17 protein-coding genes are annotated in these 26,605 nt (G+C 35.2%); all 17 read left to right on the forward strand.

Features of this window, described 5'->3' with window-relative positions:
• Nucleotides 1–172: 172 nt before the first annotated feature.
• The 17 genes from LXH21_RS14610 (at nt 173) to LXH21_RS14690 (ending at nt 26,587) form a co-directional block, all read left to right on the forward strand.
• Complete coding sequence (locus LXH21_RS14610) at nt 173–1,732, forward strand: sulfatase family protein (RefSeq protein WP_239867507.1); 1,560 nt, start codon at nt 173–175, stop codon at nt 1,730–1,732.
• A gap of 183 nt (nt 1,733–1,915) precedes the next feature.
• Nucleotides 1,916–6,058: a hybrid sensor histidine kinase/response regulator transcription factor gene (locus LXH21_RS14615; protein WP_239867510.1), complete on the forward strand. Its 4,143-nt coding sequence runs from the start codon at nt 1,916–1,918 to the stop codon at nt 6,056–6,058.
• 96 nt (nt 6,059–6,154) lie between these two features.
• On the forward strand, nt 6,155–6,883 hold the full coding sequence (locus LXH21_RS14620; protein ID WP_239867513.1) for an alpha/beta hydrolase: 729 nt from the start codon (nt 6,155–6,157) through the stop codon (nt 6,881–6,883).
• A 25-nt stretch (nt 6,884–6,908) separates the two neighbouring features.
• Nucleotides 6,909–7,067 (forward strand): alpha/beta hydrolase family protein, encoded by a 159-nt coding sequence (locus LXH21_RS14625; RefSeq protein ID WP_239867516.1) that lies wholly within the window; start codon nt 6,909–6,911, stop codon nt 7,065–7,067.
• 298 nt (nt 7,068–7,365) lie between these two features.
• Nucleotides 7,366–8,994 carry a sulfatase family protein gene (locus LXH21_RS14630; protein WP_239867519.1) on the forward strand — a complete coding sequence of 543 codons (1,629 nt, stop codon included), beginning with the start codon at nt 7,366–7,368 and terminating at the stop codon, nt 8,992–8,994.
• A complete protein-coding gene (locus LXH21_RS14635) occupies nt 8,991–9,881 on the forward strand; it encodes a sialate O-acetylesterase (RefSeq protein WP_239867522.1) in 891 nt (296 codons plus the stop codon). The genes LXH21_RS14630 and LXH21_RS14635 overlap by 4 nt, the downstream gene beginning before the upstream one ends.
• 27 nt (nt 9,882–9,908) lie before the next feature.
• Nucleotides 9,909–11,264 carry a sulfatase gene (locus tag LXH21_RS14640; protein WP_239867524.1) on the forward strand — a complete coding sequence of 452 codons (1,356 nt, stop codon included), beginning with the start codon at nt 9,909–9,911 and terminating at the stop codon, nt 11,262–11,264.
• Between the two features lie 8 nt (nt 11,265–11,272).
• Nucleotides 11,273–12,802, forward strand: coding sequence for a sulfatase family protein (locus LXH21_RS14645; RefSeq protein ID WP_239867527.1), 1,530 nt, complete (start codon nt 11,273–11,275; stop codon nt 12,800–12,802).
• Nucleotides 12,795–15,155 carry a glycoside hydrolase family 2 protein gene (locus tag LXH21_RS14650; protein WP_239867529.1) on the forward strand — a complete coding sequence of 787 codons (2,361 nt, stop codon included), beginning with the start codon at nt 12,795–12,797 and terminating at the stop codon, nt 15,153–15,155. The genes LXH21_RS14645 and LXH21_RS14650 overlap by 8 nt, the downstream gene beginning before the upstream one ends.
• Nucleotides 15,156–15,506: 351 nt before the next feature.
• Nucleotides 15,507–16,388, forward strand: coding sequence for an AraC family transcriptional regulator (locus LXH21_RS14655; protein WP_239867532.1), 882 nt, complete (start codon nt 15,507–15,509; stop codon nt 16,386–16,388).
• Nucleotides 16,389–16,667: 279 nt separating this feature from the next.
• On the forward strand, nt 16,668–17,678 hold the full coding sequence (locus tag LXH21_RS14660) for an L-rhamnose/proton symporter RhaT (RefSeq protein WP_239867534.1): 1,011 nt from the start codon (nt 16,668–16,670) through the stop codon (nt 17,676–17,678).
• A gap of 32 nt (nt 17,679–17,710) precedes the next feature.
• Nucleotides 17,711–18,844: a mandelate racemase/muconate lactonizing enzyme family protein gene (locus LXH21_RS14665; protein WP_239867537.1), complete on the forward strand. Its 1,134-nt coding sequence runs from the start codon at nt 17,711–17,713 to the stop codon at nt 18,842–18,844.
• Between the two features lie 2 nt (nt 18,845–18,846).
• Nucleotides 18,847–20,280: an aldehyde dehydrogenase family protein gene (locus LXH21_RS14670; protein WP_239867540.1), complete on the forward strand. Its 1,434-nt coding sequence runs from the start codon at nt 18,847–18,849 to the stop codon at nt 20,278–20,280.
• A 4-nt stretch (nt 20,281–20,284) separates the two neighbouring features.
• Nucleotides 20,285–21,238, forward strand: coding sequence for a 2-dehydro-3-deoxygalactonokinase (locus LXH21_RS14675; RefSeq protein ID WP_239867543.1), 954 nt, complete (start codon nt 20,285–20,287; stop codon nt 21,236–21,238).
• Nucleotides 21,228–21,863 carry a bifunctional 4-hydroxy-2-oxoglutarate aldolase/2-dehydro-3-deoxy-phosphogluconate aldolase gene (locus LXH21_RS14680; RefSeq protein WP_239867546.1) on the forward strand — a complete coding sequence of 212 codons (636 nt, stop codon included), beginning with the start codon at nt 21,228–21,230 and terminating at the stop codon, nt 21,861–21,863. The genes LXH21_RS14675 and LXH21_RS14680 overlap by 11 nt, the downstream gene beginning before the upstream one ends.
• A gap of 131 nt (nt 21,864–21,994) precedes the next feature.
• On the forward strand, nt 21,995–25,228 hold the full coding sequence (locus LXH21_RS14685) for a glycoside hydrolase family 2 TIM barrel-domain containing protein (protein WP_239867550.1): 3,234 nt from the start codon (nt 21,995–21,997) through the stop codon (nt 25,226–25,228).
• 162 nt (nt 25,229–25,390) lie between these two features.
• Entirely contained in the window at nt 25,391–26,587 is a 1,197-nt protein-coding gene (locus LXH21_RS14690; RefSeq protein WP_239867552.1) for a family 16 glycosylhydrolase, read from the forward strand.
• Nucleotides 26,588–26,605: the final 18 nt, after the last annotated feature.

Raw genomic sequence — 26,605 nt, forward strand, 5'->3', positions numbered from 1 at the left:
TAGGATTAAAAACTGGTTTTAAATTTATAAATAACTGGTACGGTAGCCGAATGTTTAAGTCATTATTAGACTAGCTTTGTTTATCACGTAGCAAACAATCAATTCGAATTATCAACAATCAAAGTATTAAAAAAATAATAATAATCTAAATATGTGTTTAAAATTCTCTAGTATGAAATACTCTTTAATTTTTGTCCTTTCATTGTCTTTGTTAGGATGTAATGTAAGTAAAAACAAGCATGAAGATCATGCACAAGCAGAGGCAAATTCAAAACCAAATATCATCATTATTTATGCTGATGATTTAGGATACGGTGATCTTGGTGCTTATGGTGGAACAGGAATAAAGACGCCAAATATTGATAAATTAATCAATGGGGGAATGATGTTTACAAGTGGTTATGCTACATCTGCAACCTGTACACCTAGTAGATATGGATTATTGACGGGTACGTATCCTTGGAGAAATTCAGATGCTAAAATCCTACCAGGAACAGCACCATTGTTGATTGATGTGAACCAAATGACTATCCCAAAGATGTTGAAAGACTCGGGCTATGATACTGGAATTGTAGGGAAATGGCATTTAGGTTTAGGGAACGGCGATGTAGACTGGAACAAGCACATTAGCCCAAGTCCAAACGAAGTTGGTTTTGACTACAGTTTTATCATGGCAGCTACGCAAGACAGAGTGCCTACAGTATACATTAAAGATGGTAATGTAGTGGGCTTGGATCCAAAAGATCCCATCATGGTAGATTACAAAAAGAATTTTGAGGGAGAGCCTACTGCAATTAGTAACCCAGAAATGTTGACAATGAAATGGCACCACGGTCATAACAACAGTATTGTTAACGGTATTCCAAGAATTGGTTACATGAAAGGTGGAGAAGCTGCAAAATGGAAAGACGAAGATATGGCCGATACTTTTTTGGCAGAAGCTAAGAATTATATTGGAAACCATTCCAAAAGCCCATTCTTCTTGTATTATGCTTTACAACAACCACACGTACCACGTACGCCGAGTCCACGTTTCGTAGGAGCATCAGGTTTAGGACCAAGAGGCGATGTAATTGTAGAAGCGGACTGGTGTGTAGGTGAATTGATGAAAAAGTTAGAAAGCGAAGGACTTTTAGAAAACACTTTGATTATCTTTTCTAGTGATAACGGACCCGTTTTAAACGATGGTTATTATGATGATGCGGTCGAAAAATTAGGAAATCACAAACCAACAGGACCATTAAGAGGTGGGAAATACAGTTTACTTGATGGTGGAACGAGAGTTCCATTCTTTACCTTTTGGAAAGGGCATATAAAACCAGGAAAATCGGATGCTGTAGTGTGTCAGATGGATTTGTTGGCCTCATTAGCCTCTTTAGTAGGAAGTAAAGAAACAAGTCTGAGTGATAGTCAAAACTTACTAAGTGATTTTTTAGGAAAAAGCAAAGATGGGCGAGAAGCTTTGGTTTTAGAAGCCAATTCAAAAACACTATTGAGAAAAGGAGATTGGATTATGATTCCACCGTACAAAGGCTCACCAAAAATAAATACAGAGGTCAATATCGAAATGGGTCCTGATGACGATTACCAATTGTACAATACTAAAAAAGATATTGGTCAAACCAATAACGTAGCAAAATCAAATCCTGAAAAATTGAAAGAGATGATAGCTACTTTTGTTAAAGTAAGAGGTGCTGACTATAAAAACACTACAGAACTTAAATTGCAATAAAAATAGTTTGTAATAGTATTGATTAGCAACTCTCTAAAAGTGTGAAACTTGAGGAGAGTTGCTTTTTTTATAGGATGCTCAGTTACCCTAGTGCCGCCAATCTATTTGCTATTGTTGGGGATTGTTCAGCTGTTTTTGCTTATATTTAGCCTTACCAAAAAACTAACCATACCACACCGCCAAATGTTAAACAAAATCATACGAATCCTTGTTTTTACTCTGTTTGCCTTGAAACTTCAGGCGCAGGTGGATCAATTAACTTATTCCAAAAATATTTCGATATCCAATGGCTTGGCGCACAATGGTGTTACTTCTATTTTAGAGGATTCCAAAGGGTACATTTGGATAGGAACTTATGATGGATTAAACCGCTATGATGGTTACGGATTTTCAATATTTAAAAATTCTGTTGACAATGATATTTTGGTCAATAACCGTATTCGCACATTAGCTGAAGACAAAAAAGGCAACTTGTGGATAGGTACCGATGAGGGCATTTCGATCTACACCTATACCAAAGAAAAATTCACCACCTTATTTTCTAATGATTTAGTGAAAAAAGGAACTACGGGGCCTATTGTAAGAAAAATACTTTTCAATACCGTAAAAAGAATAGTTGTTTGTGCCACCGAACATAAAGGACTCTTAATCTTCAATGATGATTACAGTTTTAATCATCAATATGTTCCTGTTCTCAAAGGATCTAAAAGCATTTCATTTTATGACGGAATAGCTATTGATGATGAAAATTATTTATTTTCTACTTCGATCGGAATAATTTCGTTTAATCTAGCGACTAAAAAATACAAATTAGAACTAGCAACAGCTATCCGTTATTCTAAATCACTTTTAAAAATAAACAAGACGCAATTGGTCGTAACTCTAGATAAAGGTGTAGCAGTAGTAGATTATAAAAAAACAGGAAGCAAAATTCAGTATCACCTTAACCATACCGATTTAAAACAATATGAATTTGTAACGGCAGCGGTTGACCATCATAACAATTTATGGTTAGGAACCACGAGAGATGGATTTCTTCACATAAACAATGCTTCGTTGTTGGGCAACAAAAAGCAATATAAAATTAAGGAGTGCAGCTTTGCGCCAAGTTTGCTTAGAGTGAGTTGCTTTGCACCCTTAAAAAATAGTTGTTGGGTAGGAAGTTATAATAAAGGACTTTTTAAATTCGAATTGAATGAAAACCCGTTCAAGCATTATAATAAAAGTAAAAATCTCCCTTATGGTTTAACGACAAACGAGGTTTTGAATATAGCGCCTATTGATGCCAATCGAGTATATCTCTCAACGATTCAAGGTGGTTTGAGTTTGTTTAATACGGCTACAGATGTTTTTGAGCCTATTCCTTTTGCTATTTCAAAAGAAAATTTAGATAAAGTAGGAGCTGTTTTTGTAGATAGCAACAAGAGCATCTGGTTTAAAGTAGCAGAAAAAGGTCTTTTTAGAGTCAAAAAAGGCAGTACCCATCCGGAATTTATTTCACTTTTAGAATCTAAGAAGTTCGGCTATGATTCAGTTAAAGTACTTGCCGAAGATGCCGAAGGGAATATCTTAATTGGAGGTTCTGAGGACTTTTATAAACTTGTTTTGGACGCTAATAAAGCGGTGGTTAGGGTAGAAATGCTCAACAATAATCCTTATTTTAAAGATACAAAAATCTCATTGATTCGTTGCATATATCCAGATCCGCTCTACAAAAACTTGCTGTGGATTGGTACCAATGCCGATGGCTTGTACCGACTCGATTTGAGCCATAACAAATCAATAGAAAAAGCTAAAATTGACCGTTTTACCAATGACAAAAGAAACAAAAAAACGATTTCTAGTAGTTTTGTTACTTCCGTTATTCGATTACCCAACAAAGATTTATGGGTAGGAACAGAGAGAGGCGGAATTTGTAAAGTCATAAATAGTGATAAAGATCCCGAGTTTATTTCTTTTTCTGAAAAACAAGGACTCTCAAATAATGTGGTGAAGAGTGTAATATATGATGGAGCCAAATCATTATGGATCACGACCAACATTGGTCTGAATAAATTCAATATTGAAGATTATAGATTTCAAAAATTCACCATGACAGATGGTTTGCCTTTTGAAGATTTTAACTATGCTTTTGCGGTTTTAAAAAACGGCTATATTGTTTTGTCGGGTTTTGATGGGTTTAGTTATTTTAATCCAAAAAAGTTACCCACCAATGAAAAACTACCTCGTTTAGAACTGGGAGATCTCAAAGTATTTAGTGCCAATATCAAAGCGGGCGACACGATCAATGATCGAATTTTGATGGACAAGCGCTTGAGTGATTTAGAGCAGCTTACACTCAAATACAATGAAAATGTGTTTTCAATTGGGGTTACTTCTTTGCATTTTTCCACACAAAGCAATCATTTTATAAAATACCAATTACTGCCGATTAATAAAGAATGGATCGAAATTCCTTCGGATCAACGAAATATTTATTTTAACGGATTACCTCCTGGAGATTATGTACTGAAAGTGAAAGCATCAAATACGTTAAATAGATGGACCAAAAGTAAAGAGTTGAAAATAGTTATTGAACCACCATTTTGGAAAACCTCTTGGGCGTATATTTTGTATTATTTGACGGTGATCATCGGAGGTTATTTTGTGCTTCATTTTATATTGAGAATGCAGCGATTGAACCACAACATGCAAATTGAAGAATTAGAAAAAAGCAATATCAAGGAGATCAATGCGGCCAAGATGCGCTTTTTTAGTAATATTTCGCATGAAATTAAAACACCTCTAACATTAATTTCGGGACCAGTCGAGACACTCTATGCCCGATTTAAAAACAATCCAGAGGTTGAGGAAACTTTGAAAATTGTCCAAAAACAATCGCGTAAGATCTCAAAATTATTAGATCAAGTTCATGATTTTCAAAAAGCTGATGCTAATTTATTGAAAATGAATTATACTTATTTCAACTTCAATTCATTTGTAAATGAGTTAATCTCAGAGTATCAATTCTTGGCACAAATGGAGCATAAAGTGATTGAATCGGTACCAAGTAGTGACAAGGTATATGTGTACGCAGATAAAGATAAGCTCGAAAAGATTTTTAATAATTTATTGACGAATGCATTTAAATACACCAAAAAAAGTGATTTGATTCAGATACGCTACCATGCGGAGGCAACCGATTTGTTCATTTCGGTGATTGACAAAGGTCGTGGAATCGATGCAGATGATTTGCCACACGTTTTTGAGCGTTTTTATCAATCCAAGAAAAAAGAAAATATTTATATCGGCGGATCGGGTATTGGGTTGGCATTTTCAAAACAGTTGGTCGAAATGCATTATGGATACATTAATGCGGAGAGCGAGGTAGGTGTTGGAACAACTATCAACGTCAAATTACCAATCGTGCATACGGAGTACACTGAGGATCAAAACGAAATTGAATATGAATTGTTGTCTGCAGAGCAAATGGTCAAACACAGTTTCTCTTTCAGTTCTATTGATTATAAAACGCTTCAGTTTGATAGTAGTTTTGCTGATGCCAAAATATTTATTGCAGAAGATAATGCCGATTTACGCAATTATATTTCAACTACACTTTCTAAGTTCATGACTATTGAGGTCTTTGTAAACGGAAAAGAATGTGATGATGCGCTAGAAAACACTTGGCCAGATTTAGTTTTAAGTGATGTTTTGATGCCGGAGTTAAACGGGTTTGATCTGTGCAAACGAATTAAATCGGATATTAAAACGAGTCACATTCCAGTGGTGCTATTGACCGCATGTACAACGATAGATGATCAGGTAAAAGGGTTGATTGATGGAGCCGATGCTTACATTCAAAAGCCGTTTAATATGCAATATTTGTTGTCTACAATTGAGTCTATTTTACGCAATAGAAAATATTTACGTGAACGTTTTCAAATTGATCTTCCTCTTAAGTTAACGTCAAAAGACAATAGTAACGACAATGTTTTTTTAGAAAAACTCTACAGTTTGATGGCCGAAAACTTAGACAATCAAGACTTGGATTTGGATCATTTTGCCAAAGATTTGTATTTGAATCGAACCCATTTTTACCAAAAGGTGAAGACGTTGACCAATTGCACGCCATTTGAATTATTAAAAGGATATCGATTGAAAAAAGCTGCCGAATTCTTGGTCGAAGGTACCTTATCTGTCAATGAAGTTTACATGATGACAGGTTTTAAAAGTAGAACACATTTTAGCAAATTATTTAAGGATAAATACGATGTAACTCCGGGTAAATATGCTAGCGAAATGACCAATAAGTACGCAGACTCAAAAGGCGAAAGCCCAAGTTGATAGAGTGAAAGTGGGTAATTTAATACCTATTTATGATAAAAAATGTTTAATAATCCAATTGAAAATTTATTTTCTTTGAATAACCAATGTAGCAGGATGAAAAAGAGTATGAGTATGTTCATGATGCTGTTTGTCCTATGTACGGTGACGGCACAAGATAAAATAGTGAAATTATATCAACAGGTTCCCAGTAGCAAACAAGCGACAGGATATGCTGAAAGTGCTGATACAGCTGCTGATGGTAACATTCGAATAAAAAACATTACAGATCCAGAAATGATCGTCTTCTATCCCAAAAAAGGGAAATCCAACGGGGCAGCAGTCGTAATTTGTCCTGGTGGAGGATACGGAATTGTATCGATGACCAACGAAGGCTATTCGATTGCTCAAAAATTAAACGAGAACGGCATAACTGCTTTCATTTTAAAATACCGTTTGCCATCAGATGGAATCATGGTAGACAAGACTATTGGGCCATTGCAAGATGCACAGCAAGCCTTAAAGTTAGTTAGAGAAAATGCAACAGAATACCACACTGATGCGAATAAAGTTGGGATCATGGGCTTCTCTGCCGGAGGACATTTAGCTTCTACGGCAGGAACACATTTTAATCAAGTGGTGATTGATAATCCTAAGAATACCAATTTGAGACCAGATTTCATGGTATTGGTTTATCCTGTTATTTCGTTTGGAGACTACCAACACAAAGGAACAAGGGTGCATTTAATTGGCACAACTCCATCTGCAGAATTGGTGAATTTATATTCGAATGAGTTGCAAGTAACAGGATACACCAATTACATTTCTAGTCCATGCAGCCGATGATACAGCGGTGCCGTACCAAAATAGTATGCTGTTTTATTCCAAATTAATTCAAGAAGGTGTAAAGGCAGAGTTGCATGTGTACCAGCAAGGAGGTCATGGTTTTGGCTTACACAATAAAACGACAAAAGCATCTTGGTTTGACTCCATGCTTACATGGCTTGAGGCAAATAAAATGATTCCATAAGCAGCCCAGTCCAGTTTTTTTATCGAATAAGAAAATGAGTTAGTAGGATTTTGTCTTACTACCTATGGAATTGCCATGCATATTTTTTAATGTTTTTATTCGAAAGTGTCTTAAGTCGATATTGTTTTTCTTTTTCGAAAAAAATACAGAGGACCAGCAGCAAAAAGTTGGTTCTGTGCAAAAACGGGACATAAAACACTTGATATTTACGCAGAGAGACTATTGAAATACCGCTAGAGACATCTGTACGCCATAAAATTTGAAACTTTGTTACCCTAATGCTATACTAATCGATACAATGAAAAGACTATTATTAATTACCATAAGTTCCTTGTTGGGTTTTGGGCACACCACAATGGCACAAAAAAAAATAAACAAACAACCAAACATCCTCTTTGCAGTGGCCGATGATGCGGGCTGGAAACACTTTGGAGCCTATGGATGCAAATGGGTAAAAACACCAGGCTTTGACAAAGTGGCCAAAAACGGAATCCTATTCAACAACGCTTATACGCCCAACGGAAAATGCGCCCCCTCACGTGCCTGCATTATCACAGGACGCAACAGCTGGCAATTAGAAGAAGCAGCAAACCATTCGCCAAGCTTTCCTGCAAAATTCAAAACCTATGCTGAAGCATTGGCTGACAATGGCTTTTTTGTAGGGTATACTGGCAAAGGTTGGGGACCAGGAGATCCTGGAAAAGTAAACGGAAAAGAAAGAGATTTAACCGGAATCGAGTTTGACGAATTCAAATTGACACCGCCTACCAAGCAAATTTCAAATGTTGACTATACTAAGAATTTTGATGCTTTTTTAAAAGCGAGGCCCAAAGACAAACCTTTTTGTTTTTGGTATGGAAGCAAAGAGCCACATCGTGCCTACGAATTTATGTCGGGGGCAAAGTTGGGCGGAATGGATGTTAATTCCATTGATGAAGTACCCTCTTTTTGGCCAGATAATGAAGTGGTTCGTAACGATATGCTTGACTATGCTTTTGAGATTGAATATTTTGACAAACACTTACAAAATATTTTAAAATTATTAGAAGAAAGTGGCGAGTTAGAAAACACCATCGTCATCGTCACCTCTGATAACGGAATGCCGTTCCCACGTGTGAAAGGGCAAGTGTATGAATATTCAAATCATTCTCCTCTAGCGATTATGTGGCCAAACGGAATTAAAAATCCAGGTAGAGTGGTAGATGATATGGTGAGTTTTATTGATTTTGCACCGACCTATTTAGAATTGGCAGGAATTTCAGACAAACAATCCGGAATGGCATCCTTGACCGGAAAGAGTTTGACGGATATCTTGTTCTCAGAGAAAGCAGGGATTGTCAATAAAAAACGCGATTTCCAAATGGTGGGTAAAGAACGTCATGATGTAGGTCGTCCTAACGATGAAGGCTATCCTGTGAGAGGAATTATCCAAAACGGATTTTTATACTTACATAATTTTAAAATTGATCGTTGGCCAGTGGGGAATCCAGAATTGGGTTACCTAAACTGTGATTCAAGTCCAACAAAAACCGAAGTTTTAAATTCCAGAAGAAAGGACGGAATTATGAAATACTGGGAACTTAATTTTGGAAAAAGAGGCGAAAACGAATTGTACGATATCAAGAAAGATCCCTTTTGTGTCAACAATTTAGCAGATGATGCTAGTTATGCTAAGTTAATGGCTAATATGCACAAAGCCATGACAAAGCAATTAATCAAAGAAGGGGATCCAAGAATTTTAGGCAATGGAGATATTTTTGATCATTACCCGTACTACGGTGAAGGTGTTCAAAATTTGTACAACAATTATATGAGCGGAAAACCACACCGAAAAGCTCGAATTGAGAAAGAAGATATTGATCTAGATATGATGGATAAAAATTCACCAGTACCCACGGTTACCTTACCTAAAAAAATAAAACAATGAGAATAGTTTTTTTTACACTCTTTTGTTTGCTCAGTTTTGGTGCAATCAGCGCTCAAAACGGTAGTGATAAAATTGTACAAATAGTACTTTTGGCAGGGCAATCCAATATGGCTGGAGCGGGAAATTACACAGCTTTAGGCCAATCTGTAAAAGATAGAGTAGCCAAAGTCCAAGATCGAGTTTTAGTAAGCAATTCAGGTAGAAAACCGATGCCTTTGTCTTTTTATTTGGCAAAAGGACATAAAGAAAGATATGGTTTCGAAGAAGCTTTTGGTCCTGAGTTAATGGTTGGGGTTACTCTAGCGGAGAAAAATCCAAATACTCATTATTTGCTTATCAAAACTGCGCAAGGAGGAACGGCTTTGTATGGTGCTTGGAATCCTGAATGGACAGCTGAAAAAGCCATTGAAGTGGAAACTGAAGGTTTTAAAAGAGAGTTGAAATTGTATTCCAATTTTGTGAATGATATCAAAGAGAATTTAAAAAATCTGGAAGCACAAGACAAAAAATATAAAATCATCGGTATGGCATGGATGCAAGGCGAAAACGATGCTGCCAAAGAAGTTTCGGCTTTGAGTTATGAAGGTAATTTGGTAAAATTGATAACAGGAATCCGCACGGAATTTCATGTGAACGAAATGCCTTTTGTATTGGGGCAAATCAATTCACATTATGGTAGGTTTCCTGCAGGTCCTGAAACCGTTCGTACTGCTCAGGTACAAATTACCAAAGTTTTGAAAAATGTAGCGGTCATAAAAACGACTGCTGATGAGCCTTATGATGATTTTCCTAAACATTCGGATAAGGTCCATTATAACGTATTAGGACAATACCGTTTAGGAACAGCATTTGGAGAAAAATTACTTCAAATGCAGAATAAGAAATAATTACACGTCGCTTTAAATATAATAAAAATGAAAAAATTAATCGTTGTTTTAGTGTTTTTGATGGCACTACAATTAAGTTTTGGACAAAAGAAACCCAATGTCGTTCTGTTCTTTGTGGATGATTTAGGATGGGCAGATGTAGGGTATCGCAATGCAAAATTTCATACTCCTAATATTGATCAATTACGTCAAGACGGAATGGAATTTAGCCGTGCTTATGTGGCTACACCTACTTGTAGTCCTAGTCGTGCTTCGATTTTGACAGGAATGGAGCCGGTTCGTTTTCAAATGGTACGCCACGTTGATGATGGTAACGGAATTGATTTTGACGACAAAGGAAATTCTATAAATGACTTTAGCTTATGGCCTAATGATCCAGTGCAAATGCCATCAATCAATATGTTGCCATTGAAAGAGGTCACCTATGCAGAGCGTTTGAAAGAACTAGGATATTATAATTTTTTCTTAGGAAAATGGCATTTGGGTGATGCTCGTTATTACCCAACGAAACAAGGATTTGACGAAGAATATGGTGTTTGTAATTACGGACATCCAAAGAATTATTATCCACCATTTTTCAAGGATGTTAATCCATTGGCAAATTTTGATAAAACGGATTTATATTTAGAAACGGTTTTGGCAAACAAAGCTTTAGATTTTATTTCGAATTATAAAAATGAAAAACCATTTATGCTTTCGTTCTTTCATTATGATGTGCATGGACCACAAATAGGTCGAAAAGACTGGGTGGAACAATACAAAAAAGAAGGATTAAAAGGAAAAGATGCCGAATATGCTGCGATGATTTCGGCTGTTGATGAATCAGTAGGAAGAGTTAGAAAAGCATTGATCGAAAAAGGAATTGCTGATAATACCGTGATTATATTTACTTCTGATCAAGGAGGTTTTTTTACCAATGCGCCTTTGAGCGGTGGTAAAACTGGTGGAAATACCTTAGGTGAAGGTGGTGCAAGAGTACCGTTCTTACTATATTATCCGGGGGTGACTAAAGCCAATACCATTTCGGATATTCCAATTCAAACCACAGATGTTTTTCCAACATTAGTAGATATTGCTTCAGGAAAAACGTGTACTGATAAACAAGTAAACGGAAAAAGTTTAATGCCTATTGTAAACGGGAAAAAGTTTAAAGACAGAAGTTTGTATTTCTTCCGTAGTTATGAAGACCAATATGCGGCTGTGATTGCAGGCGATTGGAAATTGATTAAATACCACAGTGGGAAATTCCAATTGTTTAATATCAAAAATGATCTTTCTGAGCAAAAAGATTTGATTACTATCGAATTGAAACAAGCAGAAAAATTGAAAAAAGATATTGCTAAATGGGAGAAAGAGGCGGTTCCAAATTATAAAAAAGGATAACTAGAGAGATGATAATTTTAAAAAAAATAATACCTGTAGCAATTGCTTCCTTATTGAGTATTTCTGCAATTGCTCAAAAAGAACTCAAAAGACCGAATATTATTTGGCTGATGGCCGAGGATATGAGTTTGGATTTAGAGTGTTACGGAATGGAAGCCGTGAAAACCCCTAATCTGAATAAAATGGCGGCCGAAGGAGTGCGTTATGACAATTGTTTTGTAACCAATCCTATTTGTTCGCCAAGTCGTTCTGCAATGATGGTGGGGACACATCAGCTTAAAATTAATGCACAAAACCACCGTTCGAATCGTGATGTGCCTTTGGATTCTCGATTCAAACCGTTTACCGCTTTGTTAAGAGAAGCTGGATATACAACAGTTCTAGGGAATCATGCCGTAATGGGACTAGGTCGTAAAACGGATATGAATTTCAAGTCGACGGCTATTGGGCCTTGGGATGGAAAAACGCAGTTTGGTTTGTTTGACAAATACGATACGTTTGAAAATGATGGCAAACCTTTCTTTGCTCAAATTCAGTTGGTGGCAAGCCATAGAGGAGATTGGTGGAACGAGGTTAGAGAAAAATCAGCACATCCAGTTGATCCAAATAAGGTGAAATTACCTTCGTATTTAGCGGATGATCCTGCTATTCGTTTGGATTGGGCGAAATATTTAGACCAAATTGAGTTTTTGGATAACGAAGTCGGAATGATTTTCAAAGAATTAGAAGATAAAGGATTGGCTGATAATACGATTGTCGTTTTTATTGGTGACAACGGAAGATGTAATTTAAGAGGAAAAGGCTATCTGGCCGATTCGGGTTTGCGTATTCCTTTTATTGTTCATTATCCTCAAAATTATAAAGGAGCACATGTGAGTAAAGAAATCGTTTCGGCGGTGGATATTACGGCTACTATTTTGGATTGGGCAGGAGTAAAAGTGCCGTCTTATATTACCGGAAAGTCAATAGCACAAAAAGGATTTAAAAACGATTATGTGTATGCAGCCCGTGATTTATGGGATGAGATTGAGGAAAAATCAAGAGCAGTAACCTCGGATAAATGGAAATACATTCGTAATGATAAGCCTGAAGTTCCGTATGATGCTCATCAAGCCTATCTGGAGTTTTACCGTCCTGCGGTACATATTATGCGCAAATTGAACGAAGAAGGAAAGTTGAACGAAGCTCAAAAACCATTTTTTGCTAAAACAAAACCAGTTGAAGAATTGTATGATTTAGAAAAAGATCCAGAGGAATTACACAACCTCGCTTTCGATAAAAAATACAGTAAAACACTTGCCGAATTGCGTAAAAAAACACTTTGGTATGATAAAGAAATGACGCCTGTAAGTGATGTTTATATTCCCGAAGAAGCTGATGCTGTGAAAATTTTTGAATGGGTGAAAAAAGAAAAGCCCGAATTGTACCAGCAAATGCTTAGTGGTGTTGAAATTGGTTTCAAAAAAATGGGAAATCAGTATAAAGCAGCAAACAAAACAAAAAATAATACAAAACAAACAAAAAATAACGATGAATAATTCCTTTTTAAAGACATCACAGTTGTGGTTACGGTTTTTTTTTATAGGCTTTTCTGTGGCTACAATAGCTCAGGAAACGAGTGTAAAAATTGATTTTAATAAAGATTGGAAATTCACCAAAGTTAATGGTACAGTAAATGCCGATAAAGATTTGGTGCAAGCAAATTATAATGATTCCAATTGGGAAAAAGTACGTTTGCCTCATACTGCTAATATCGAACCTTTGGTTGTTAATAATCAATGGCAAGGCATATGTTGGTACCGTAAAGCCTTTAAGGTTGAGGCTTCTGCCAAAGATAAAAAAGTATTTCTAGAATTTGAAGGTGCGATGAATATTGCTACCGTTTGGATTAATGGCGTTCAAGTGGCATACCAACAAGGTGGATATTTACCTATTTTGATTGATGCTTCAAAGTTTGTAAAAGCAGGTGAAATCAATACCATTGCTGTAAAATTAGACAACACCGATAATCCTATTACAGGTCCTAAACCACTAAAAATATTAGATTTCAATATGTACGGTGGTTTGTATCGTAACGCTTGGATTACCTACAAGGAAAAAGTGTATATTTCGCATCCTTTATTGGCTAATAAAATGGCCGGTGGTGGTGTTTTTATCACATTTCCAAAGGTTGATAAGCAATCTTCAGATGTGGCTGTTAAAACGCATTTGGTAAACGAAACGAATGCATCACAACAAGTAGAATTGATTCAATCGATAACATTTAAAGGAAAAAAAGTTACCGAAAGAAAATCTCAAACTACGATTGCTTCTAAAGGGGATGTTGAGTTACAAGCTATAATTGCAATAAGTAACCCAAATTTATGGACACCTGAAAACCCTAATTTATATCAATTGGAAACTAAAGTCTTAGTAGACGGTAAGTTGAAAGATAAAGAGACTACTAATTTTGGAATTCGTTCGTTAGAATTTAGAGGAACGGATTTGTATGTGAATGGAGTGAAAACTTATTTGCGTGGTGTGAATCGCCATCAAGAATATCCTTTTATTGGTTATGCATTATCAGATAACGCACAATACCGCGATGCTAAAAAGATTAAAGACGCAGGATTCAATTGTATCAGGTTGTCACATTACCCACAATCGCCTGCGTTCTTGGACGCTTGTGATGAATTAGGATTGTTTGTGGTTGATGCTATTTTAGGATGGCAATATTATAATGAAAATGAAGCTTTCAAAAACTTCTGCTATGAGTCGGCTACTAATTTAGTGCGTCGTGATCGCAACCATCCATCTGTAGTTTCATGGGAAGTATCATTGAATGAAACGAAGATGCCGATTCCTTTCATGGAAGAATTGGATAGAAGAGTACACCAAGAATATCCAGGAAGCCAAGCTTTTTCTTGTGGATGGATGCCTGATGTATACGATATTTATTTTCAAGCCAGACAACACCGCATTATGCATGGGAATGAAAACCATGATACAAAACCGAAACCTTATTTTGTTTCAGAATATGGGGATTGGGAATACTATTCGAGCAATGCTGGTTTGAATCAAGATAAAATGCCAAAAGACATTCGTTTGGAAAAAAGCAGTCGCCATTATAGAAAAGAAGGGGAGCAAGCCTTATTGCAACAAGCGTTTAACTTACAAGAATCTTATAATGATAACTTAAATACAGCCGCTTTTGGTGACGGCTATTGGGTAATGTACGATTACAACCGTGGATATCACAATGATATTGAAACTTCGGGGATTATGGATATTTTCCGTTTGCCAAAATTTGGTTTCAATTTCTACGAAAGTCAAAAAAGCCCTGAAGAAAATATAGTATTAAGAATAGCTAGTTATTGGAATACAAAATCGAATTTGAATGTAAAAGTATTCAGTAATTGTGACCAAGTGGAGTTGTTCCTGAACGGGAAAAGCATTGGGAAACAAAAACCAGATAGCGATAAAAATACCACAAAACTACCTCATGCACCTTATACATTTAAGGTAGCTAAGTTTGAAGCAGGAGAGTTGAAAGCAGTTGGTTTTAGGAATGATAAACAAGTAGAAACGACTACAGTTAAAACTCCAGAATCAGCAGTTAAATTAAAAATTTGGGTAGATGAAAGTGGCAAGAAACCACAATCAGGAGTAAATGATGTTGTTTTTGTTTATATCGCTGCGGTGGATAAAAACGGAACAATACTTCCAGATTATGATGGGAAAATTGATTTTTCAATCAAAGGTGACGCAAAAGTGATGAACGTAGGTGGCGTAAATGCCGAAGCCGGAATTGCCACTGCATTGCTACAAATAGGAGACAAGAAAAGTAAAATTTCAATGACTGCGACAATTAATGACTTGAAAGGGAAATTAGTCGTTAAGCCAGTTAAATAAAGATTTGAATAGGATGGTTTTCTAATTTTAGTAAATTAAATTTTCAGTTTGAAAGACAGTAATTAGGGAAACCTTGTTACTGTCTTTTTTTTTAATATAAATTTATAAAAAGAGAATTATTCGAACTGAATGATGATTATAAAAAATGATTAGATTCATCAAATTGAATGTAGTATTATTTTAACTATATGAATTTTGCACTCTATTTTTGTAATTATACTTTTTATTAGCGTTAAAATTATGTTATTGGTATTTTTTGGGTAATATTTTCTTTATTTTTGTATTTCAATGTTTAATATCACTATGATAAATGGAATTGTATTTGATATTTAATTAAGTATAGATAATGCTATGAAACTAACTTACAAACAAACCGAAAGCAAACCAGAAAATTCTTTTTCAGTAAAACATGATAAAAAACCTTGTTTAGATCATGACTGGCATTTTCATAAGGAGATCGAATTGATTTATTTTATTAAAAGCTCAGGAACCCGTTATATAGGGAATTCCATTGGGACTTTTAATGCGGGTGATTTGTATATGATTGGGAGTAATGTACCGCATCTTTTTAAAAATGATAAAGTGAATCCACTTTCACCTGTTGAGGCTGAAACAGTAGATATGATTGTTGTTAAATTTGATCCAGAGTTTTTAGGAAAACAGTTTTTAAATCTATCTGAAAGTCGTGCGTTGCAGTTATTGTTAGAAAATGCTGAAAAAGGATTGAAATTCTCAAAAGCTATTTCGAAGGTAGTGCATCAAATTATGGTGGAGCTAACGCAAAATAATGGACTTAAGAATATTATAGGTCTTTTAAATGTTTTAGAAGTTTTGTCATCGACGGACGATTTTCATTCTTTGTGTTCAGAAGTAGTGGTAAGCAGTTATACTAATAAAGAAAAAGAGCGTATGGCAAGAATTATTTCGTTTCTAACGGAGAATTTTGATAAAAAAATTGAGCTTGAAGAAGTAGCTTCGGTAGCTTATATGACTCCCAATGCTTTTTGTAGGTATTTTAAAAAGAGAACTAGAAAATCATTTACACAATATCTTAACGAAATCAGATTAAGAAACGCTTGCAAATTATTGATTGAAGGTGAGATGCAAGTAGCAACAGTTTGTTATTTATCAGGTTTTAATACCATTACTAATTTTAATCGTCAGTTTAAATCACTTATGAATGTGACGCCGTCTGAATATATTAGCCGTTATGCTATTAATGCAATTAATTAAAATATAGATATAAATTAGGATTCTGTTTTAGTCCTGATGAAGAGAAGCTTATTGAAACCCAGTTTCAATAAGCTTTTTTTGTTTTACAGTTTCGGAGTTTAAAAGTCTTATTTTTTCTTCTTTTTTAAGTAAAAATTTAACTGTCAGCAAGGAGTTCTATCATGTATAATATTAAAAAGAACCGATTTTGATTAAAATGTTAAAATAGTGCCATAGTAAGGTAAATTCAATTACGGTAAACTCGTTTTATTCCCTTTTATTTGTTAAAAGAAAAAATTTATGGAATTTACATTTATACCTTTTGCTTTAGTATTGTTAGCAAGTATTTTTCAAGGATCATTTGGACTTGGAATGAAGTTTATGGCACCTCTTAAATGGGAGGCATGGTGGTTAGTGCATGCAATTGTTGCTATGCTATTAATCCCTTTAGTTTGGGCTATGATAGTAGTACCTAATTTGTTTGATGTAATTGCTCAAGCACCCTCTGACGCTATTTTACAAGGGATGTTCTTTGGAGCACTTTGGGGTGTTGGTGGAATTATGTTTGGAAAAAGTATTCCTTATATCGGTATCTCATTGACTTATGGGATTGTTATGGGAGTATGTGCTGCGGCAGGAAGTTTGATTCCTTTCTTTTTGATTGAAAATGCAACTAATTTACCTGCTTTCCCTTATGTAATAGGCGGGGTTTTATTGATGTTAGTGGGAGTAGCATTTACTGCTTTTGCTGGAATTCTTCGAGATAAAAACACACAAGATAGTAATGATACAAAAATTGACCTTAAAGCAGGTTTAATTATCGCTGTTCTTAGTGGTTTGTTATCGGCGGCATTGAGTGTTGGTTTTGATAAAGGAAAATCAATTGGGGTCCTTGCAGAAACTGCTGGGGCATTAACAAGAAATACCAGTTTAGCTATTTGGGTAGTAGTGCTTTGGGGTGGATTTATCATCAATGCAGGTTATGCTATCTTTTTATTGTTCAAGAATAATACATGGAATTCTTTTGGTGTCGAAAAATCAGGTAAGGCATATATGTGGGCAATCATTGCCTCCATACTTTGGTTTGGAGCTTTAGGGATTTATGGACAAGGTGCTACTTTGATGGGAGCAATGGGTTCTGTAATAGGATGGCCTATTTTATTAGGTGTTTCATTGATTGTTGGGAATTTATGGGCATACCTAAATAAGGAATGGCTAGGTGCAGGTAAGGCTTCATCTTATTTGTTAGTGGGACTTTTTATTTTAATTGGAGCCACTATTATTTTAGGATATGCTAATAGCGTTAATTAAAAGAATAGTATTTATATAATATAGAACTTAAGATGAAAATTAAATCAATTGAATGTTTTATTCTTGCAGATAAACTTAAGGAAACTTTTTACTTTTCGCAATGGGAATATTCGGAAAGACGTATATGTGTAGTTAAAGTTACTTCTGATTCAGGACATGTAGGATGGGGAGAAGGATATGGTCCTGCGGGTCTAATTAAGGCTGGTATAGAGTTTTTGACTCCTCATGTGGTAGGAATGAACCCGTTACAGACTGAAACGATTTGGAGTGTAATGTATCGTAGAACTTTGGATTTTGCAAGAAGAGGAGTGCTAGTGGCCGCTATAAGCGCTATTGATGTTGCTTTGTGGGATTTGAAAGGTAAAATTTTAGAGCAACCTGTTCATCAGTTATTAGGTGGTAAAAAGCGTGATACTATTGTACCTTATGCAACGGGTATGTATTTTACTGAAGGTGGAGTAATGGCTGATAAATTATGTAAAGAAGCTTTAGAATATGTAAACCTTGGGTATAAAGCGATGAAAATGAAAGTGGGATTAACACTGGAAGAGGACATCGAAAACGTCAAAAAACTTAGAGAAACCATTGGTCCAGATGTTAAATTGATGATTGATTCGAATCATGCTTACAATTTACGTGAAGCTGTTCAGTTAGCTAATGCAGTGGAGAAATATGATATTTCTTGGTTTGAAGAGCCTATATCTCCTGAATATTATGATCAATATGCTGAATTAAGAACGAAAACAACTATTCCCATTTCAGGAGGTGAGTGTGAATATTTACGTTTTGGTTTTCAAACTTTATTACAGTCTAAATCGGTAGATATTATTCAACCCGATATTTGCGCTACAGGAGGACTTACTGAAGCCAAACGAATAGGAACTCTTGCTACTGTTTACGGAGTAGAAGTTGTCCCTCATACTTGGGGAACTGGAATTGCTTTTGCGGCAGCTTTACATTTTATTAGTAACTTAGATTGCATGCCGGGGCGTTTGCGTTCTCCAGAATGTTACATTGAACATGATCGTACAGAAAACCCTTTACGTGAACAATTAACAACTAGTGATATGGTTTTTGATAAAGGATTAATCAAAGTTTCAGACAAACCGGGACTTGGATTTACTTTGAATGAAGATGCATTATATAAATTTGCTTTAAAAGAATAGTTATGGATTTTGGACATAAAAAATTATATATAGACGGACAATTAATTGATGCTAGTAACAATGCAACTTTTGATGTAATTAGTCCGGCAAACGAAGAGAAAGTTGGATCACTTGCTTGGGCAAGTAAAGAAGATACTGAGAGAGCACTTCAAACCGCTCAAGAAGGATTTAAAACATGGTCTGTTTTGCCTCTAGAAGAACGTTTGGATTGGATTGATAAATTACGAACAAAACTGATTGAAAACAGTGATTTGTTGCGTAACAGTATCATGCATGAAATGGGTAAAACTTGGGAAGGTAGTAGTGAAGACCTAACGAGTATTACCAATTCTTTAGCTTTTTATTCTGAAGAAATTAAAAGAAGACATATAATTGATATTGAAGATAAAGAAGGAACACACCAACACCAAATTTTATCTCAACCATTAGGAGTTGTAGTTGCTTTTTTAGCGTATAATTTTCCATTATTAAATTTAGGTTTTAAACTAGGTCCTGCTTTAGCAGCTGGTTGTAGTATTATTATCAAACCTTCTGAGTTTTCTCCTTTATCAGCGCATATTATTGGTGAAATTTGTGCAGAAATTAATTTCCCAAAAGGAGTCATTACAGTTCTTTCAGGAGATTTACAAAATGTAGGTATTCCGCTGTGTGAGAGTACTATTCCAAGATTAATTACAATGATCGGTTCTACTGAAACGGCTCAAAAATTAATTGGTCAAAGCAGTAAAACATCTATCAAAAGATACAGCATGGAGTGTGGAGGGAATGCCCCTTTTATTGTTTTTCCTGATGCTGATATGGATTTAGCGGTTACCATTGGTGCGGCTTTAAAAATTGGTAATTCTGGTCAAATATGTGTGGCTCCTAATCGATTTTTTATCCATGAATCCGTTATCGAAGAATTTAGTAACGGAATGCTGGAAAAATTCAAAAATGCTAAAATAGGTTTTGGTAAAGAAAACCAACCTAATATGGGACCTATTGCTAATAAAGTGGCTAGAGAAAAGATTGATGGTCTTGTAAAAGAAGCGATCAGTCAAGGTGGAGAATTGATTTTTGGTGGGGAAAATGTAGGCGATAAAGGATATTATTATGCACCAACATTGATTCGTTTGGAGGATAAAAAAGCAGCTATTTTACAAAAAGAATTTTTTGGTCCAGTGGCTATCCTAGTGCCATTTTCAACTCAAGAAGAAGTAATTGAATTAGCCAATGATACTGATGCTGGTTTGGCTTCATATGTGTTTTCAACAGACGAGAAAAAATTACAGTTTTTTGCTGAAAATTTAGAGTTTGGTGAAGTGCAATTAAATGGTGTGAAATACGATATTTATTTGCCTCATGGTGGAGTTAAAAATAGCGGAATAGGAGTTGATTGTTCGGGGTATGCACTAGATGATTATTTGATTAAAAAACGCGTTACAAAAGCTTTATAGTAGCATGAAACTTCCAAAATATTTTATTAGCTGTGATTGGGGAACCAGTAATTTTAGGCTACGATTAGTCGAAACCGAAAATTTGAACGTTCTCGAAGAACACAAAACAGATCAAGGAGTCAAAACCATTTTTGAAAAATTTCAAAAACAAGATTCACTAAGTCAACAGCAATTTTTTACGGATTACTTAGTAAGTCAAATTCAAAACCTACCTGCGGAACATCAAAAACATTTGGTTGTTTTAGCAGGAATGTCTTCATCTAGTATTGGTTTATATGAGCTTCCGTACACGGATATGCCTATTACAATGGACGGTAAAAGTTTGCTTTGGAAAAATTTGAATTTGGTTCCTGAAGATTTGAACTTATTAGTGATTTCAGGTGTGAAAACGGCAACCGGAATGATGCGTGGCGAAGAAATTCAAGCTATTGGTTTGGAAGATGAATTAAAGCAATTTGATTCAGGTACGCTGATTTTACCAGGTACACATTGTAAGCATATGTATTATGAAGTGGGTACGTTTACGGGATTAAGAAACTATATGACCGGTGAACTTTTTGAGGTTTTATCGTCTAAAAGTATTTTGAGTAATTCCATCGAAAATTTAGGTTGGAATACGGATAGTGAACAAGCTTTTCTAAAAGGAATTGAAGTAGGTTTTGAAGGTGAATGGAGTGCTAACTTATTAACTGTTAGAGCTACACATTTGTTTGGTGAATCTAAAAAAGAAGATAATTTTTATTATCTAAGCGGACTTTTAATTGGTGATGAATTGTCTTATTTGAAAGGACATACAGGCAAGGTTTTCCTTGCTGCCTCTGGTGCCGTTTATAAATTATACAAGTTAGCCCTTGAAAAATTAATCGTTGCTGATAATTTAGTTTGTTTTGATAGCAACACCTTAGAAAGGGCTTTATTAATAGGACAAAAGAAAATAATTGTACTTAATGAAAAATAATTCAGGATTTTCGTGGGAGCTTTTTAATGAGTCTCCAGTAGTAGGTATCGTGAGAGGAATTCCATTGGATGTTGTTTTGAAGGTAGCGGCTGTGTACAGTGATGCTGGTTTGTCAACAATTGAAATTACAATGAATACTGAGGGAGCAACCGAAATAATTACAGCACTTAGAAAAGAATTTCCAAACTTGAATGTAGGAGCAGGAACTGTTTGTACACTTGCTGATTTAGATAAAGCGGTCAATGCTGGCGTTCAATTTATTGTAACACCTATTATTGATGCTGCCGTTATTCAAAAAGCAGTGGAATTAAATATTCCTATTTTTCCAGGAGCATATACGCCTACTGAAATTTATCAAGCTTGGCATTTAGGAGCTTCGGCAGTGAAAATATTTCCCGCAACACAATTAGGAACACAGTTTATTAAAGATGTAAGTGCACCTTTAAATGAAATTAAATTACTGCCTACTGGCGGTGTTTCTGCTGAAAATATTGATTCTTTCTTTAAGGCAGGTGCCGTTGGTGTGGGAATGGGAAGTTCTCTTTTTGATAAAAAAATGATTGATAACGGTGATTTTGAAGCCTTAAAGAATCATTTCATACGTGTTAAAAACGAAATAAAATAATACAATCTCCAAGAAAGCATTTCTTTTTTGGAGTAAAAATAAAGATCTTTGAGTAGCCTTCTTTTTACTCAAAAACAAAACCCATTCTAGCGGTTTTTGTTGGTTATAATATTGATTACAATCCTTTAAAAATGAAAAATAAAACATCACTTATAGTATTGCTAACCCTTCTTGCTACGCAGTGGATTGGGGCACAAAATGATTGGGAGAATGAGTTTGTTTTCGAACAAAATAAAATGGAATCTCGTGTTCCATCCTATTCGTATAAAAATGTCCAAGATGCTCTAAAGGGCAATCGTGACGCTTCAAGAATGCTATCATTGAACGGCGTTTGGAAATTTAATTTTGTCGAAAAATCAGAAGATAGACCGACTGATTTTATGGCAAAAGATTTTCAAGGCGCCAACTGGAAAGATATTCCCGTGCCATCTAACTGGGAATTAGAAGGATATGGACAACCTATTTATACTAATATTACCTATCCTTTTACACCAAAAGCAAGTTTTGAGAAAAAATTTGATTGGAAAGGACCACAACCTCCTGTTCCACCAAAAATTTACAGAGACAATCCTGTAGGAACTTATTATCGTGATTTTGAAGTACCTGCTGACTGGAAAGAGCAATCTGTTGTTCTTCATTTTGGAGGAGTAACTTCGGCTTTTTATGTATGGGTTAACGGGAAAAAAGTGGGCTATAGCCAAGGCAGTTGTTTGGCAGCTGAGTTTGACGTTACTGATTATTTGGTTTCAGGTAAAAACCGTGTGGCTATTCAAGTTTTTAGATGGAGTGACGGTAGTTATCTAGAAGATCAAGACATGTGGCGATTGAGTGGAATTCATCGTGAGGTTTTGCTTTTGGCTCAGCCAAAAATTTCCTTAAATGATTTTTATATAAGAACAACTTTGGACGAAAGTCTTAAAGACGCTTTGGTTGAAATCCGCCCTAAAGTATGGGTTAAAGAGGATCAAAATAATTTGAAAGGTTGGAAGATTAATGCTCAATTGTATGATAAAAACAATAATAAAGTTTTAGCCGATGGACTTTCAACAACCGTAGAAGGCGTTTTTAATGAAAGATGGCCTGCTAAGGATATTACGAAATTTGGTTTTATAAAAACAAAAATTACCTCTCCTCGTAAATGGTCAGCTGAGGATCCGTATTTATATACAATGGTGTTTACAGTAACCAATCCAAAAGGTGAAATTGTAGAATCCAGAAGCCAAAAAATAGGATTCAAAAAAGTAGAATTTTCTAAGAAAAACGAATTACTCATTAATGGAAAAGTAGTGGAGATTATGGGGGTAAACCGCCATGACCACAACCCAATTCGAGGGAAGGCGTTGACGCATGATGATTTACGTAAAGATGTTGAAATTCTAAAAAAGTTCAATATCAATGCTGTAAGAACCTCTCATTACCCTAATGATCCTTATTTTTATCAATTGTGTAATGAATACGGTTTGTATGTGATGGATGAAGCTAATGTGGAGAGTCATCATGTGGGAGGACTACTTGCTAATACACCTTCATGGTCTGGGTCTATTATGAGTCGCATTTACCGTATGGTGGAAAGAGATAAAAACGAAGCTTGTATTATTTCATGGTCTCTAGGGAACGAGTCTGGTACAGGACCTATCTTTGCAGCTGCAGCTAACTGGATTCGTTATTACGACCCTTCGCGTTTTGTACATTATGAAGGTGCTCAAGGGGATCCAAGCAATCCAGCTTTTATTGAAGACGCTGGTTATCTTACAAAACAATTGCCTACTATGGCAAATCCTGATGATCCTAAATATGTAGATGTCATCAGTAGGATGTATCCAAGTTTTAAGCATGTTATTGGACTAGCAACATCACCATATATTAATAGACCGATTATTTTCTGCGAATACCTACACGCCATGGGTAATTCCTTAGGTGGGTTAACGGAGTATTGGGACGAAATCAGAGCGCGACCAAACTTAATAGGTGGTTTTATCTGGGACATGGTAGATCAAGGTTTAGAGAAAAAGACTAAGGACGGTAAAATGTTTTATGCTTATGGAGGCGATTTTGGCGACTTCCCAAATGATAGTAATTTTTGTGTCAACGGATTATTTGCTCCTAATTTAGAACCAAATCCACAAGCATGGGAAGCTAAGCATGTTTTTCAACCTGTAGTTTTTGAAAAAGTAATCAATCAAAAAGAAACGGTACGAGTGGTAAACCGTTTTAATTTTACAAATATTGATCAGTACGAGATCAGATGGACACTTTCTGAAAACGGAAAAGAAATCAAAAAAGGGACACTTTCAAATATTGATATTCCTGCCGAAAATTTTAAGGAAATTAAAATCCCTTTTGGAAATATCAATTATAAGGAAGGTAATGAGTATTTCTTAAGAATGAGTTTACACGAAAAAGCAGATAGATTGTGGTGTAAAGCTGGATATGAAATTGCAAGTAACCAAATTTTAATACACGAGAGTTTACCTGTGAAAGCGGTAGTAACAGACAAACAAGTGGATGGATTTGACTTTGCTGATAACTCAAACGAAATCATTGTAAGCGGTAAAAAGTTTTCAATAACCGTTTCTAAGAAAAACGGTCAAATTGTTTCGTTTAAAAATAATGGTGTTGAACAACTTATGGCTCCGTTGAAACCTAATTTTTGGCGTCCAGCCATTGATAATGATCATCGTGGAGGTTATGGTGGGGAGTGGAAAAAATCACAAGGGTTGTGGAAAGATATTTTGAATAAGTTACAAACCAAATCAGTAGTGGTTTCTAAAGAAAACGGAAATTTAATTAGCGTTGTAGTTACACAATCTTTAGATGCTAAAGTCAATTTAAAGCTCAATTATCTTATATCAGGAGATGGCGCAATTACAGTAAAAATGGATTTAGATGCTGCTGAAAACTTACCTGATATTATGAGAATTGGTTTGACTATGGGAGTTTCAAATACACTTGTCAATACCACTTATTACGGAAAAGGACCTTATGAGAATTATAGTGATCGAAATAAATCTTCAGAGATTGATGAATTCAGTGTCAAAACAGATGATATGTTCTTTCATTACATAAAACCTCAAGAAACGGGTAATCATACTGAAACTAGATGGATGCGTTTGCAATCTAATAATAAAAAAGAAACTGTAATGTTTACTGGAGATCCTATTTTTGAGTTCTCAGTTTGGGCGTATGCTGCTGAAGATATTGAAAAAGCACCCCATGTAACTGATCTTGTTAAACAAGGTTTTTATACGGTAAACATTGGTTTAAAACAACGTAATTTAGGTTGTACCTTATCTGAACCTATGGAAAAATACCTTATCAAATCAGGTAAATACAATTTCGAATTCGGAATGAATTTCATGAATTAGAGGAAATTGATTATAGATTTCATTAAAAGTAGCAAGCTTCTGTTTGCTACTTTTTTTATTTACATTAGTTTTAAATGATAAAATAAGCTTATTCAAAGGTAAGTTAAACACATTATTAGTTGCTGTTATTAATTATTTTTGGGAGTTAATCAATATTTGGATATGAAAAAATCACAATGGTTTCTAGTCTTGTGTGTAATCTTTTTTGAGGTTGGGCTTTATGCGCAACATGCACCTATAATAAATGATGTAGATTCTTCTAAAAAATGGGAGTATCAGGAAAATTTGTCGGATGAATTTAATTCGGGTTCGATTGATTGGACCACTAAATGGTTTTTGAATAGTAATCTTCCTAATGTAAGCGCTTGGAAATGGAATAATGCCAGCAATCTAAAACTGGTTAATAATGCTGTTGAAATTCAAATGAGCCATAATGCTAATAATGTACCTGTGGATGGCACTTACTTTAGCTCCGGAATATTAAAAACAAAAGGCACTTTTACAACCGGTTACGTAGAAGCCAGAATCAAAGGAGCGGTAATTAACATACCAGGATCAGATAACGGCAGAGGAGTTTGTCCTTCATTTTGGTTGTACAGTGATTTTGATCGTACAGCAGCTGAGGGTAAAACGGTTTATTCAGAAATTGATGTGGTTGAATTACAACAATTTGATTATTTCAATGGTGTACAAGATAATGTGTATGATATGGATCTTAATTTGCATCTGGTACGTAAAGTAAACGGAGCAGATGTTTGGTTTCGTCCAAAACAAAATGTAGAAACGCAAAAAAATAGATATACAGCCCCATTTGATCCTACTCAAGACTATCATGTTTATGGTTGTGAGGTCAATGAAACTGAGATTATCTGGTATGTTGATGGTGTTCGGGTAGCGAGCAAGCCTAATACGTATTGGTATCGTCCTATGAATGTTACGGTTTCTTTAGGACTTAGAGTGCCTTTTGTACAATTTGTTAACAATGCATTTGTTGCTATAGATCCTATTACAAATGAGCGTGCTAATAAGCAATTACCTGCTATTCCTGCAACTATGTCTGTTGATTATGTTAGGGTATGGAAGAAAAAAGAAATTCTGAGTGTACCAAAAATTAAAGATAAAAAAGTAGGAAGGCAACTCTTTCCTAATCCTGCTAAAGATACGGTAAACGTTGTTCTGAATGATTTTGAATTTAATTCGAAAGTTACCTTACTAGATAATAATGGGAAGGTAGTTTTAAATAGCATAATGGATAATGCAACTTTTAAAATGCCTATAGGATTTTATACTAAAGGTGTTTATTTTTTCAAAGTTGAAAACTCAAACGGATTGTTTACCCAAAAACTTTTAATACAGTAAATTAGTAGCAGTATAGTT

Origin of the sequence: Flavobacterium algicola, from assembly GCF_022399565.1 — a bacterium.
In the GTDB taxonomy this organism is placed as follows: Bacteria; Bacteroidota; Bacteroidia; order Flavobacteriales; family Flavobacteriaceae; genus Flavobacterium; species Flavobacterium algicola.